This window comes from Shewanella goraebulensis, assembly GCF_030252245.1.
GTDB classification, from domain to species: Bacteria; Pseudomonadota; Gammaproteobacteria; order Enterobacterales; family Shewanellaceae; genus Shewanella; species Shewanella goraebulensis.
Window position 1 is genome coordinate 1,769,098 of record NZ_CP126972.1, and the last position, 13,117, is coordinate 1,782,214.

A 13,117-nucleotide genomic window follows, 5' to 3' on the forward strand; every position below is an offset into this window, starting at 1 on the left:
TAGAGTAAAGGGTTGGGTTTAGCTTTACTAACTCAGCCCTTTTTAACTCGTCAACTCCAATCGTTTTACTCAATTAACTTGTTTATTGAATTAGTCACCTAAAACAAGCGACAATAGTCCATTGTCATTTTTGTGTGAGCCGAGTTTGAAACCTTCAACCATTCAATTATTTTTCTGTCCTTTAAACATTGATTTATTAGATGAACTTAGTACATCTACTGTGCGTTCATGGCTACCAGAAAATGAAGTCAAAAAGGTGGATCGCTTTATTCAGCAAACAGCTAGAGATCAAGGGTTGATGGTACGAGGCTATTTGCGCGCCGTATTATCTCACTTTGCAGATATTGAGCCGCAGCAATGGCAGTTTGAATACGGTGAAAAAGGTAAGCCTAGGCTATCTGATGATCAGTTTTCGCAGACGGGGTTGCACTTTAACCTCAGTCATAGCGGGGACTGGCTGTTAATTGGAGTCATAAAAACCAATGGTACGGCTGAACAGAAAACAGAGTTTGAGCTCGGAGTGGATGTTGAACGACGCCGTGAAAGCACTAATATTCATTCTATTTTGAATCATTACTTTTCACCGCCTGAAGAAAGCGCATTACTGGCATTGCCTGAAGATAAGCATAGAGAACGATTTTTCGATTTATGGGCACTTAAAGAGTCATACATAAAAGCCAAAGGCTTAGGACTTTCGTTATCGCTTAAGTCATTCGCTTTTAATTTATCTTCGCCAAGTTATAAAGAGTTGTTAGTTGGCGATGAGACAATAACAATTCAGCAGAATATCCCGTTAAGTCTGCTTGCCTCTGATAAGTCTGATGCTGATAAAGTGAGATTTGAAACCGCGCCACAATGGCAGTGCTATTTAGGCCAACTTAATGAATTATACCGATTTGCAGTTAGTGTTGGTGAAGCACAGTGTAGCTCACGCAAAGTAAAATTAGAATTTACCCTACAAGCTCAAAAAATCAGTTGGTCTGAACTGTTACAAACCAACTGATCACTACAACTATTTCAGTAGAATTATTTCAGTGGAACTATTTCAAAGTCAGGTTTAAATTGCACCAGTGTTGATACTATTTTCGCGAAGGCTTGTTTATCGCCTTCCATATTTGCAGCACCTTTTTCTATCAAGGTTTTCATGTTGGCTTTACCCAACAAAATACCGACAACATCAGCTTTATTAATCCTAAGCGTGGCATCGGCTTTTTTCGGTGCATCAACAGTAATATTACTTAAATTACCGTTACTCAATTCAACAAATAAAGTGTCTGTTTGATTACCGTTATGAGTCACTACATTTAAAGTGATATTACCAAGTTCAGCAGCTTTTATACTGTCAACTTTAACCGCAAGGAAATCGAACAAGGTCGACATATCCATTTCGCTGATAACATCTGCTGATGCTGATTTTGGGGCGCCAGGCTTGATCCCCATTCGCAGTTCTTGAGCGCCAGTTAAATAAATATTGCGCCAACCCGCACCTTCTGCCTGATACCCCATTTGCTCATAGGTGTCAGCCAGTAATTCCCTTGCTTCAGAGTGTTGTGGCTCCGCCATAACCACTTTGTTAAGTGCAGTAGCGACAAAGCGATATTCGCCTTGGTTAAAGTCTTGTTTTGATTTTTGCACTACATTGTCAGCGCCGCCCATATACTCAACAAACTTTGTGGCTTCTGCTTTGGTCGTTAATGGATTTAAATTAGCTGGGTTCATATCAAAATAACCCAAGTACATGTTGTAAACCGCTTTTGCGTTATGGCTATATGTACCGTGATAACCTTTGGTGTACCACTCGTCTCTAACGTTTTGTGGAATAGTCTCTATGATAGCGTCACCGATATCTTGAATAACCACGCCATTATTGGCCAAACGTAGCGACTGATTATGGACTAAGCCATAATTATCACGTTGCATGCGCAGGTAATGATTAACCTCTTTATTGCCCCAAACAGGCGCTGAATGTGAAGCAAATAAAACGTTTACCTCTTCACCGAAGGCGTTGATCATCTCGTTAATGTCTTTAGACCATTTCAAAGAATCACGCACTTTAGCGCCCCTTAAAGTATAGACATTGTGCATACCATCATAGGTCAATTCACCCGACCATAATGCCTTCATTGAGGGGATATAAGTGACCATCTCACTGGCCGCTTCTGTACCAGAGGCATCCATAAATACCATTTCAAGGCCATCAATGGTTAATGTCTCCCATTTACCTTTATGGTTGAGTTCATAATCAGGTTTCACGAAGGTGATTTCACCTTTTGATAAACCTTTAGCTAGTGCAGCATCAACAATGCCATGATCATGTTTGCCAAGAGAAACACCATATTGATAGGCTGCGCGGCGACTCATTACATTGCCCGCCAAGACATTCTCATCGACAATTTCAGAAGTGATATTGTTAGAACCGTATACTTTCACATCAGGATAAAGCGCTTGCACGCCTCGCGCTCCACCAAAATGATCTGCATGACTATGAGAGTAAATCATCGCGACAATGGGTAAATTGTTACCTTCGGGTAAATTGGCAAAGGCAAACTTTAATGACTGCTGCACCGCTTCTTTAGTCAGTAGCACGTCGTATGCAATCCAGCCTGTTTTACCACGAATTAGGGTTAGGTTAGATAAGTCAGTACCGCGAACTTGGTAAATGCCGTCGGTGACTTTATATAGTCCATTAGGCACCATATTAAGTTGTGCTTGGCGATATAATGATGGATTAACTGAGTCGGGTAGCTCTTCACTGATAAAGCTAAATTCAGCTCTTAATATTTTTGCGGTGGCTTCATCAAATGATGCGATTTTGTTTTTACTAAATCGCTCAAAAGCCGCTTTATCATCAAAATTTAAGGTTTTTGCCACTGCCTTATTATGCGCTGCAGTAATAGGGGTTGCGGGCTTACCATGGTAGTCAACTGTGATGTGGTCATGTTCATGTTGAGCTGCAAAAGCTTGGGTGGTAAACGTTAAGGTAATCGCTAAACCAAGTAATGTTTTTCTCATGTGAGCCTCGGGTAGTTATTTTTATAAGTATTGTTGTTAAATCTAGGTTAACAACAATACTTATAAAGATAACTATAGCTAACAAGGGTTATTGTATTTATTGTATGAATGTATTGGTTGAATATTACATCGTTTGAGTATCAGATTAAGGGAATGCATTTGAAGCCATTATCAGAGCAGTTGCAAACGGAACCTCTAGCGTTAGCGAAAGAGCAACAAGTTCGACATAAATTAGATCTTAATCTTGTTAGAGTGTTTTGCTGCGTATGTGACTACCAATCCATTACGCTTGCGGCGGAGCATCTTTGTTTAACCCAATCTTCTGTGAGCAATGCCATTAATCGTTTTAAAATTCTGGTAGATGCAGAAGTTTTTGTTAGGCAAGGGAGGGGAATTGCGTTAACGGCTATAGGTCAACACTTGCATCAAACCTTGAGTCCTTCTCTAATTGATATAGAGCAGTGTATTAACAGCGTTAAAGTATTTGATCCTTCAAAGTCGAAGAGAGTTTTTCATGTGAGTGCGAATGAGTCGATAATTGATTTAATCGAAGCGGACATAGAAAAAGCTGTGGCTGATAAAGGGGTTGAAATCATTTTTACTGAGGCGATAATCGAACAAGAGAACTTGTATCAAGCGTTGAAAAAACAGCAAATTGATTTGGCTTTAGACATTGTTCCGCCAACTGAGGCCGCTTTTTCGAGTCTACAAATCGCCACTGAAAAGTTGGTTTGTGTAGCAAGGGCTAACCACCCACAATTTAAGCATGGTATAGACGAAGCCTCTTATTTTGCTGCGAAACATTTATTCTATCGCTTACATAGACACAACCAGCGGGTTGCAGAAATCATTTCAACTGATCATTTACCTGAGCGACACATGTATGGCGAGAAATCTTCGCTTCTCACTATGTTATCAGGGGTGAGTAAGTCCGATGCAATTTGTATTGCGCCTTATACCTACGCCAAAAGTTACCAAGCAACCTTTGATTTAACCTTGATGGACTTACCATTCGAAAGTCAGTTGATTTCGATTTACAGTATTTGGCCAACTCGCAATCAGCAAGACCCTGCGACAATCTGGCTTCGGAAGTTAATTGAGACTACGATGGAAAAAGTGTATTTGGCCAGCTCTGATAGCTAGCTTTAAGAACTAATTAAAACGGCTAACTCAAGCCGCTAATTTTAGTAACTAAATATAAAAGCTTGCTCTTAAAGCTCGAAAGCAAGCCATTATATGGTAGATTTTCATTAGCTTTATTTGGGTTGATTTTTAAGTGCTGCATCAAAATTACAAAGTGAAATGACATCGCCGGCTTGCATATCATCAATATGAATATCGCCAATTCTGACTCTTACTAACCTTAATGTGGCAAAACCTACTGCCGCAGTCATTTTCCTAATCTGGCGGTTTTTTCCTTCACATAAGGTGATTGATATCCAGCTTGTAGGTCCATGTCTTGGATCGCGAATTTTTTTACCGCGTGAGGGAAGCATTGGCTCTGCGTTTAGCTTGAATGCTTTACAGGGCAGAGTGAGATATTTTGTGCCATTAATGCCAATCTCAACTCCGTTTTGTAATAGTGATACCGCCTTGTCATCGATATCGCCATCGACTTGCACGTAATACTCTTTCTCTATGCCTTTGCTTCTTACTTTATGGCTCATCATGCCATCTGTTGTGAGTAACAGTAGCCCTTCAGAGTCATGATCTAGGCGACCAATTGCCATGGTTTTATCAGGGAAGTCATAGAGTTCTGCCAGCAGATGTTTTTTCTTACGTGTTTCGGGCACAAACTGACTTAAAAAACCAAACGGTTTAAAGATTTTGAAGTGCTGGTGGCAGAGTTCATCAGTAAGTTGCGGTTTACAGGTTAGATTTGTTGGCATTACTCGAACTCTTATATTTATCTATAAAATGAAACCTGAAAACTAAAAAGTAATAAAGCCAGCAAGAGCAGGCTTTATTGTTGGTGGGATTCAGTACTAACACAATTACTGTCTTGCTAAGCGATGGGTCTCTGGAGGTTGCTCAAAGTCACTTCTAAATGGATTAATATCTAAGCCGCCACGACGGGTATATCGGGCATAAACCGTTAATTTAGTACAATTACAGTAACGCTTTAAGTCAGTAAAAATACGTTCAACACATTGCTCGTGGAATTCGTTATGCTGACGGAAAGAAATCAAATAGCGTAGTAGTTTTTCATGATCAATCTTTGGCCCTTGATAACGGACCATTACGCTACCCCAATCAGGTTGAGACGTGATCAGGCAATTTGATTTGAGTAAATTTGACGTTAAGGTTTCGACGACATTTTTATCTTCAGTACTATCTTGAAGGTACTCAGGGTTAAACTCGTAGTCGCTCACTTCAATATCAAGCTCGTCAATGCAATTGCCTGGCAGTTCAACAATACGCTGGTTGTTAAAATGCTTTGGCTCAATCACTTTGACTGTCACAGTGCCGTTAGCGCATTTGCTTAAATCAGTCGTTAAAGTCTGTTGCACTTGTTCTACACTATCAAATCGCGTTTGATTAAAGCTGTTGAGATACAGCTTAAACGATTTTGATTCGATTAAATTATCACTTTCAATAGCAAGGTAAACTTCAATAATTGCGACCATAGGTTTGCCTTTAGCATTAAGCCAAGACAATTCATAACCCGTCCAGATGTCCGCCCCTTGAAAAGGTAAGGTATCTGTTAATTCAATAGCATCACGATTAAGTTTACGAGGTACCCCTTGCAGCAGTGAAGCATCATATTCTGCTTGATATTGCGTAGTTTGACCTAAAGTGAGTCCTTTAAGTGCATCTGCATCACTATAGGGGTCGTGATTGTGTGTCATCTAGTCTGTTTCCGTGTCAAAATAGACTTTTATTATAACCCAAAACTGGAGCATCTTAAGTGTCTTGTTCAACTTCATTGGATCATTTTTCTAGCCGTTATATTCAAGCTTATCAGGATGTATTAGGCGAGTACCCCCGTTATTTCCCACTTGGGCAAGGATCCGCCTGTATTGAAGGTAAGTATGATCTTGAATCAGATGATGCTGTATTTTGGAAAGCGGTAAAACGTAAAAACAGTTCAGATTTCAGTAATGTAGAACACGCATTAGAAATTAAACTTCATCAAGATATTAATGCTTTTTATGGTGAGTATTTTTCAGCGCCTTTATATTTTGATTCTTCTTGGGGAGAGGGTGAGTTACTGCAAGTCTGGAATCAGCAAGACTATGAATCTTTGCAACAAAATGTGATTGGTCACTTGATGATGAAGAAAAAGCTTAAGCAAGAGCCAACCTGGTTTGTTGGTGTTTTAGGCGATGGCGATCAAATGCTTACTGTAGATAATGAAGATGGCAGCGTGTGGATTGAAATTCCAGGTGATAGACCAAAAGAAAAACTTGCTGATAGTTTAGCTGAATTCATTGATGCATTAACACCAAGAGTTATGCCGCCAGTTGAGCCCATTGTTGAAGATAATTATGTTGCCCATCCTGGAATTTGGCAGCGGATGAAAATGATGTGGAATGATTTAGTGAAAGGTAAAAAATAGCCCTTCGTTTTAAATCTAAAAAAGCCAGACCTTGTCTATCAGGTCTGGCTTTTTAATTTTCATTTAAATGGCAATAACAAGTAAACCTATTATGAAACCATTGAACTGTTACTGATGATCCCATGAGATGTTGGATACGATTCTGCAAGGCTCACATCTAAAATGAAACATATCTAACAGTGGTTCATCTAAACGCCACTCCTTTGAGCCGCAACGCGGGCAAGCGCGTTCTTTTTCAATCGCAAGACTTTCACCGCCGACTCGGTAAAGATAATAGTAGGTTGGAATTTTAGTAATAAACTCCACTCTGCCGCGAATATCCCAACCACGTCTGAATAAGTCACTTTTATGGCTGGTTATCTCATTTAGTGCAGCAAACTCAGCTTGTGTTGCTGCGGCCATTTGCAGTTCATCACATGCTTGCCACTCAGTCTGCCAACGGATAACTCGCTTATGATCGCCATTAAAAGTGGCTGGGATTTGATACAGCGGTATAGGGAGTAAGTTATCTCCACTTCTTAATGGCGAGCACATATGTACGAAGCTGGTATAAAGCACCTGCCAACTTGGTGCTTCTTCATTACTTTGTTCAGAATTAATGTCTTGGCCAATGTACTTCTCACGTGGTGCAAGTAACTTAGCTTCAGTCAATTGCAGTAAAGCTTGTTTCGTCCATGGGCTGTTATGGCGGCTCGATAAGCTAGTTTTTTCCGGCATTAATAATCGAACTTTAAATTCGCCTTCGTTGAAAGCTACAGCAAATTCTCTTCCCAATATTTGACCGTTTGCTCGTAAAGATTCGAGGTAGTGGTTAATGGCTTTCTCGGCTGCTGTGATGGTGGTATCCGCAAAACATTCAAATCTTAGCTCTGTGACAAACATGGGGTTTCCGTTTAGCTTTTAGGGTTATAAGCGAGATGCGCCTGCGTTATTAAACAATGAATAATTGTGCTAGTGGTCAATTCTGCAAATGATCAATAGCACTAACGGCAGTTATTCATCTTTTACGCTTCGTTTTCAAGTTGGGTAATGCGCTTTTCCAATAACGAGATTTTGCTCTCAAATTCGGTTTTCATTTGCTGCATTTGAGTCAGTAGTTTTTGTTCTATGAGCTGCGTATCTGTGTTTGCTGCAGGCTTATTTGACTCAAGTGCATCACCTAAGTCGGGCAGAGTTTGCCATTGGTCTTTAGGAATGGCTTTAAATTGTTGTAATCCTTGGATAAGCAAAGGCATAGGAACTTTACCGCCTAACTTGCCTTTAACTAATGCCATTGTGGGCGTGTGACCATTCATTGCAATGGTTTTAGCCGCTGCGAGGACTTGTTCGATTGGGCTCATAATTGGTGAAAATCCTCATTATTGATTAGTGAAAATACTCAATTAGTTATTGTTGATTAATAAAAGTTAATAAAATCAGTGATATAAAAACTGGCACACTTTTAGCTTATTGATAACTGACAACATTATAACGTATCTCAAAAACAGTTTGAGTAGAAATTACGTGAGAATCATTTTAATAATAAGGAAGTATCATGAAAGCAAAATTGGGTTTAGCATTTTTAATGGCAGCAACTAGCCTTTCATTAAGTGGTTGTGTATTTCATGTAGGTGGCAGTGAAGGTAAGCACAGTGATTCTTATTGGGAAACACAGCAACAAACTAACAGAGCCAATTTATCAAAACTCACTATGGGTATGGCGCGAGATCAAGTCACTATATTGATGGGAACTGCTGATTTCAGTGAGGCATACGTTACTCAAGCAGACGCTGAAAGTCCGAAAAAAGAAGTTAACGTACTCTTTTATCGAACTCAGTGGAGTAAAGGCGACGGCAAGACCACTAAAGATGAATGTACCCCAGTGGTCATTAGTGACAATAAATTAGTTGGTTGGGGCGACACTGCATATCAAAAAATTTAATCTTTACTGACGTAAAAGCACGTCCAGTTGGTCGATTAACTCTGACCACTGGGCGTCTTCAGCCAAACTCTCTTCTAAAAAAGCTTTTTGAGCATGATTCCAAAAATCAGCATCGATTATTTTAGTATTGCCAGTAATAGTATGTTGCGAAAGAAACTGTTTTATTGCTGATTGTGACGAATCCAGTCCAAGCTGTTCAAACAAGTGAGAAAGCGTCGCAGAGGTCGTGTCCATATTGTTCACCAATTTAAAGTTGAATTTGGTTGCTAAGCCAAGTTTAAGCGTAGGTGACAGCGTTAAAATTGCAATATGTTTCAAACTTGTTAAGTTGTAACTATTAACTTGGCTTAGTAAAGAGTGTAAACATGGAACAGAACACGTTAGAAAAGCATAAAGCTGTTTATTTAACCGCAGAAGATTTACGCGTTGCAGCGTCAATAATTTATAACGCCTACCATGATGATCCTTTCTTTATTGAAGCTTTAGCAACCACCAATCAAGCGAGTTATGAGCAAAAGCTGCGAGCTGCAATTCGTGAAGAACTTACTGAGCTTTGGCAACAAGAGCAACCATTGATTGGTTGGTTTGATGATGAAAGGCTGATTGGAGTCGCCTGTGTGATCACTCATCAAGTGCCATTAGGTGAAAGCCGATATTGGCATTGGCGTTTAAAAATGGTGCTGGGCACCGGTTGGAATTCTACTCAAGCTTTAATTAAAAAAGAGCATAGCATTTTAGAAAGTTTGCCGAGTAAGCAATACGGTATTTTGCAGTTTATTGCTTTATCCCCGATTGAACAGAGTAAAGGTAATGGCTCTAAATTAATACAAGCAGTATTAAGTTGGTGTGATGAACAGCCGGAATTAGACGGTATTGGCGTATTTGTTAATAATGCAAAGCATGCTGAATTATTTACTCGAGAAGGTTTTAATCATTTATCTGAACTGGCAATTGGCAGTGTTGATGGTGAAATTTTAATTTATCCAAGTAAGTAAAGCGAGATAAGGTAATGAGTGACAAAAAATATCAAGATTTCAAATCATTTTATCCTTTCTATTTATCTCAGCATCAAGACCCGACATGCAGAAGACTGCACTATGTCGGCAGTGGCTTAATCATTGGGTTAATCATCTTCACGCTGATTAATCAGCAATGGTGGCAATTACTGTTATTGCCCGTTATTGGATATGGTTTTGCATGGGTAGGTCACTTTGTGTTTGAAAAAAATAGGCCTGCTACTTTTGAGTATCCATTATATAGCTTACTGGCGGACTGGGTGATGTTTGCGAAAATGTTAAAAAAACGACTTAACTTGGGTTCTTCGTCAAGCTAACTGTTACTTTTACTTGTAAGACTTATCTCACAATGGTGTAGGTTTTCGTGTGTTAGAGACTATCATATTTCTCTTTGATTTCTATTTATTTGCATTTAAACAATAACTTATGTTTCTTGGTTGATTATTCGTTTGTGAATTATTTGTTTCATCACGTTTTTGACTCATTTCGACCCCATCTATTGATTACAATGAACTCATTAAGCAATCAGTTAAATAATGTTGTGAGCTACAGGAAGTAATCACAATAAAGTTATTAAACGAGTTAACTAACTAAATGCAGTTAAAGTGAATATTATTGCTTAAAGTGGATAATGATATTTATCTTGAAGTTCAGGATAAGTAACACTCAATTCAGGATGAAGCTAGGACACGCTCAAGGAATGGGCATGAGCTCAGTTAATGATTAACTGAAATAAGGATGACCCTCATCAGGATGATGAAGGATTGCAGGAAGCACATACCAGGATGGTATATTTAGGAGCAAGATTTTCAGTCAAACGGATAGACTGATTCAAAGGAATGAAAACTCAAGTACTGCTTAATATGAGCAATACAAGGAAATTGAGTGCTAAAGGATAAATGGAGCAGGGAGCATAGATAGTCGCATGGATGGAGCAGGGAGCACAATTTAGCAGGAAAGCTAACAAAGAGTAAAATGAGCGCAATCTTGTTTATAAGGTTGCGCTTTTTTATGCATAATTCAAATCAATATTTATGCGTTCAACGGTGCAATTCAGCTATGCAAATGTTAAATATGTGAATCACCCAAAAGGCTTATCTTCTCTCTTTTCTATTGGTCTTGTGAGATATATCTCACAAGCGATGTAAGATTAAGCGCTTTTAACTGAGGTGCTTTAGGCTGTTCTGTTTTAAGTTGTTGTATAATATTGGTTTATTTAAGTTACCCCTAAAGCTGTTTGTTGTTTGGGTGTTAAATTGGTGTTTGATGCATATTTATTTACTCACATATCGATTAAAATAAGTCACAAGGAAGCAAATAAACACAGGATGTGTTTTAGCAGAGTGAAGTTAGTCTGCAGCTTATTAGGATTTTAGCGAGTGGCTGTAACAAAAGATTATTGCAATAGTTTGTTGTGATGGCTCACCAAGGATAAACCTTAGTTATTGTTGTTGCTCATCAGGATGATGACTATAAACACTTTAATTAGGTAGACGATAAAGCCTCGTTAAGGATAACGACAGTGTTAAAGGATGACACTGACATCAGCAATGATGAATGACTTTATGGTGAAATGGATTTTAAATTTGGACATCAATTAAATGGATTTGCGCTGTTATGGATAACAGTGATTGCGATGGATGCAATAGATTGAATCATGGATGTCATGGAAGAAAACCAAGGATGAATTAAAGGACACGCTTAAGGATTTGAGCAGGCTCGGTCAAAGGATAATCGAGTAAGAGGGACAGTACTTAATTGTACATGGAACATCAAGGATCGAATACGGATAGCGCACGGAGCAAGTTAGACGCATGGATGGTGCAGGGAGCACAGAAATAGCTGGATGGCTTAACAAAAGTACAAGAGACCGCGACGATTTATTATTGCCGCGGTCTTTCTTTTGCTTAAATAAAGTTAATAAGCTTGAATTTCCTATTTAAAATATTCGCCTTTAAACAAAGCCAATAAAAAACGCCATCAAGAGTAATGCTCTTAATGACGTTTAATAGTTTGCTTAACTTGGCAGTATCAACTGAATCAAGTTAACGGTTAAGTATCTGTATTCATTACTTGAAACTCACCCCAATAAATACGCAGGTATTAACGACATTTACCTGAGTTGCAACTTGATGCTCCGCCACAACCACCGAACTTACCTTTTGCCGTGGGTGCATCCATCCATTCAGGCTCTGGAAAGATTGGCCAGTTAATCTTCTCTATTTTTTTGCTGTGCATATTAATATGACCGCGATATTGATTCATACCGTCAGTGCTGAATTCAAACATAAATTTTGCACGCCAGCATAAGCCTGTTGAACCGCCTATGCTGGGCCGAGCAGACTCCATAGCAATAGCAAGCAACTGTACTTTTTGATTGGCACATGATCTTTCAGCATATCGACGACTGATTTCAGCCATTTGACGTAACTGCCAAAAAAACGCTGCTACAACCACAACAGCGACGATTAAAATAAAATCTGACATCATTGGCTAACGGCCCTAAATAACCCGCCGATGGCGGAAGAAAGTTTTTCACTACGATCAGCGCTTCTTAAATCTAGAAGCAGCGAATCTCGTAGGCTTGGAATAGCTACGATATCAGCAAAAACTTGATTAAAGAAGTTTTGTGGTTGGTTGGCTAACACTTCAAGATAAAGTTTGCGGGTTGCATCATCTTTTAATGCTGTCCAACTTCTTGCTGCAATAGTGATTAATAAGTTTTCATCAAGTTGCTGATAATTTACTAACTGTTTAATCGCTTTTTGTGTCAACTCTGGCTGAGAAGCCAATGCTCTAAGGTAGATATGTTTATGTTCAATTTCTGCGGCAGACAACTTATCGAATAAGGTTTCGGCTAACGGGTTTGAAATCGTAACATGCTCTAAACATTGGCAAATTGCTGCCTGTACTTCTAATGGCGCAAGTGAAATTGCTGCATTGATATTCTTATCATGATCGAACTTATCCAAGCGAACACATACATCAGCAATACCCTGTAAACCCAGTTGCTGCCAGCAGTCATTATCGGCATTAGTTTCGTTTAGATTTGAAAAATACTGCGCTGCATATTCGTATTGCGCTGACGCTTGCTGGCTTAATTGTTTTTTCACCAGGGCATTAAATAAAGCGAGTTTTTCCTGGCTAGGCTTGAAGCTGAACGGATGGTTTGCATAACGCTCTTGTTCTTCATCTGATAAGGCTTTGGTCGGATCGCGGCCTAAAGCTTCAAGAATCATTTTAATAAACTGACTACGTTGAGCTGGAGAAAGTAAACCTTGCTCATCAAGAGGCAGCTTTAAAAACCAAATAAATGGTGGCTGATCTTCGCGCCAAAACACAATGGCAAATTGGGCATGGCCTTGAATTGGAAAAGGATAAGGGGTATTCAATGCTTCAATTTGGTTGAATAACACTGGATCAATGTTTTCAACTCTACGGCCTAAATCATAAACCTGAAATTGAGTGTTAGCGGTGTCTAGGAATTGGCTTAAGGTTTCAAGTTGTGTCATGGGAGCTTATTTATCGCGATAATCTTGCCGCTATTATAGGGTTAACTGCCGTCTGATGATATGATTAGTCGCACAAACAATAGTGATTATTCAAACC

The 13,117-nt window shown here is 39.2% G+C and carries 14 protein-coding genes; 6 read left to right on the forward strand and 8 right to left on the reverse strand.

What is annotated here, in order from left to right:
* Window positions 1–145: 145 nt before the first annotated feature.
* Window positions 146–1,003, forward strand: a complete 858-nt coding sequence (locus QPX86_RS07365; protein ID WP_285164788.1) for a 4'-phosphopantetheinyl transferase family protein — start codon at window positions 146–148, stop codon at window positions 1,001–1,003.
* Window positions 1,004–1,026: 23 nt separating this feature from the next.
* Here the strand turns inward: QPX86_RS07365 and QPX86_RS07370 are convergent, their stop codons facing one another.
* Entirely contained in the window at window positions 1,027–3,012 is a 1,986-nt protein-coding gene (locus QPX86_RS07370; RefSeq protein WP_285164789.1) for an alkyl/aryl-sulfatase, read from the reverse strand.
* A gap of 159 nt (window positions 3,013–3,171) precedes the next feature.
* On the opposite strand from QPX86_RS07370, the gene QPX86_RS07375 reads away from it, so the two are divergent.
* Complete coding sequence (locus QPX86_RS07375) at window positions 3,172–4,155, forward strand: LysR family transcriptional regulator (RefSeq protein ID WP_285164790.1); 984 nt, start codon at window positions 3,172–3,174, stop codon at window positions 4,153–4,155.
* A 113-nt stretch (window positions 4,156–4,268) separates the two neighbouring features.
* Here the strand turns inward: QPX86_RS07375 and QPX86_RS07380 are convergent, their stop codons facing one another.
* Together QPX86_RS07380 and queF are read right to left on the reverse strand one after the other, a co-directional pair.
* Window positions 4,269–4,901, reverse strand: a complete 633-nt coding sequence (locus QPX86_RS07380; RefSeq protein ID WP_285164791.1) for a pseudouridine synthase — start codon at window positions 4,899–4,901, stop codon at window positions 4,269–4,271.
* Between the two features lie 105 nt (window positions 4,902–5,006).
* A complete protein-coding gene (gene queF, locus QPX86_RS07385) occupies window positions 5,007–5,861 on the reverse strand; it encodes an NADPH-dependent 7-cyano-7-deazaguanine reductase QueF (RefSeq protein ID WP_220753835.1) in 855 nt (284 codons plus the stop codon).
* Between the two features lie 59 nt (window positions 5,862–5,920).
* Here queF and syd point away from each other — a divergent pair, with 59 nt between their 5' ends.
* A complete protein-coding gene (syd, locus tag QPX86_RS07390; protein ID WP_285164792.1) occupies window positions 5,921–6,571 on the forward strand; it encodes a SecY-interacting protein in 651 nt (216 codons plus the stop codon).
* A 108-nt stretch (window positions 6,572–6,679) separates the two neighbouring features.
* On the opposite strand, the gene QPX86_RS07395 is transcribed toward syd, so the two are convergent.
* Together QPX86_RS07395 and QPX86_RS07400 are read right to left on the reverse strand one after the other, a co-directional pair.
* A complete protein-coding gene (locus tag QPX86_RS07395; RefSeq protein ID WP_285164793.1) occupies window positions 6,680–7,453 on the reverse strand; it encodes a Zn-ribbon-containing protein in 774 nt (257 codons plus the stop codon).
* Between the two features lie 122 nt (window positions 7,454–7,575).
* Complete coding sequence (locus QPX86_RS07400; protein WP_285164794.1) at window positions 7,576–7,911, reverse strand: hypothetical protein; 336 nt, start codon at window positions 7,909–7,911, stop codon at window positions 7,576–7,578.
* Window positions 7,912–8,105: 194 nt separating this feature from the next.
* Between QPX86_RS07400 and QPX86_RS07405 the strand changes: the two genes are divergently transcribed.
* The gene (locus tag QPX86_RS07405; RefSeq protein WP_220753839.1) at window positions 8,106–8,492 is read left to right on the forward strand and encodes a DUF3192 domain-containing protein; all 387 of its coding nucleotides are present in this window, start codon (window positions 8,106–8,108) and stop codon (window positions 8,490–8,492) included.
* 3 nt (window positions 8,493–8,495) lie between these two features.
* Here QPX86_RS07405 and QPX86_RS07410 read toward each other — a convergent pair whose 3' ends face one another.
* Window positions 8,496–8,726, reverse strand: a complete 231-nt coding sequence (locus tag QPX86_RS07410) for a DUF2789 domain-containing protein (RefSeq protein WP_220753840.1) — start codon at window positions 8,724–8,726, stop codon at window positions 8,496–8,498.
* Between the two features lie 131 nt (window positions 8,727–8,857).
* Between QPX86_RS07410 and QPX86_RS07415 the strand changes: the two genes are divergently transcribed.
* Both QPX86_RS07415 and QPX86_RS07420 read left to right on the forward strand, forming a co-directional pair.
* A complete protein-coding gene (locus QPX86_RS07415) occupies window positions 8,858–9,487 on the forward strand; it encodes a GNAT family N-acetyltransferase (RefSeq protein WP_220753841.1) in 630 nt (209 codons plus the stop codon).
* 14 nt (window positions 9,488–9,501) lie between these two features.
* Complete coding sequence (locus QPX86_RS07420; RefSeq protein ID WP_285164795.1) at window positions 9,502–9,825, forward strand: DUF962 domain-containing protein; 324 nt, start codon at window positions 9,502–9,504, stop codon at window positions 9,823–9,825.
* 1,786 nt (window positions 9,826–11,611) lie between these two features.
* Here the strand turns inward: QPX86_RS07420 and QPX86_RS07425 are convergent.
* Both QPX86_RS07425 and QPX86_RS07430 read right to left on the reverse strand, forming a co-directional pair.
* Complete coding sequence (locus tag QPX86_RS07425; RefSeq protein WP_220753843.1) at window positions 11,612–11,998, reverse strand: DUF3301 domain-containing protein; 387 nt, start codon at window positions 11,996–11,998, stop codon at window positions 11,612–11,614.
* A complete protein-coding gene (locus QPX86_RS07430; RefSeq protein WP_220753844.1) occupies window positions 11,995–13,020 on the reverse strand; it encodes a DUF3549 family protein in 1,026 nt (341 codons plus the stop codon). Before QPX86_RS07430 ends, QPX86_RS07425 begins: the two co-directional genes overlap by 4 nt.
* Between the last annotated feature and the right edge of the window lie 97 nt (window positions 13,021–13,117).

Bases quoted from the DNA above. Each gene is read 5' to 3' on its own strand.
- QPX86_RS07420 (WP_285164795.1), top strand. From the start codon at position 9,502: ATGAGTGACAAAAAATATCAAGATTTCAAATCATTTTATCCTTTCTAT.
- QPX86_RS07400 (WP_285164794.1), bottom strand. From the start codon at position 7,911: ATGAGCCCAATCGAACAAGTCCTCGCAGCGGCTAAAACCATTGCAATG.
- QPX86_RS07380 (WP_285164791.1), bottom strand. From the start codon at position 4,901: ATGCCAACAAATCTAACCTGTAAACCGCAACTTACTGATGAACTCTGC.
- QPX86_RS07430 (WP_220753844.1), bottom strand. From the start codon at position 13,020: ATGACACAACTTGAAACCTTAAGCCAATTCCTAGACACCGCTAACACT.
- QPX86_RS07415 (WP_220753841.1), top strand. From the start codon at position 8,858: ATGGAACAGAACACGTTAGAAAAGCATAAAGCTGTTTATTTAACCGCA.
- QPX86_RS07425 (WP_220753843.1), bottom strand. From the start codon at position 11,998: ATGATGTCAGATTTTATTTTAATCGTCGCTGTTGTGGTTGTAGCAGCG.
- QPX86_RS07370 (WP_285164789.1), bottom strand. From the start codon at position 3,012: ATGAGAAAAACATTACTTGGTTTAGCGATTACCTTAACGTTTACCACC.
- QPX86_RS07405 (WP_220753839.1), top strand. From the start codon at position 8,106: ATGAAAGCAAAATTGGGTTTAGCATTTTTAATGGCAGCAACTAGCCTT.
- QPX86_RS07395 (WP_285164793.1), bottom strand. From the start codon at position 7,453: ATGTTTGTCACAGAGCTAAGATTTGAATGTTTTGCGGATACCACCATC.
- QPX86_RS07410 (WP_220753840.1), bottom strand. From the start codon at position 8,726: ATGGACACGACCTCTGCGACGCTTTCTCACTTGTTTGAACAGCTTGGA.
- queF (WP_220753835.1), bottom strand. From the start codon at position 5,861: ATGACACACAATCACGACCCCTATAGTGATGCAGATGCACTTAAAGGA.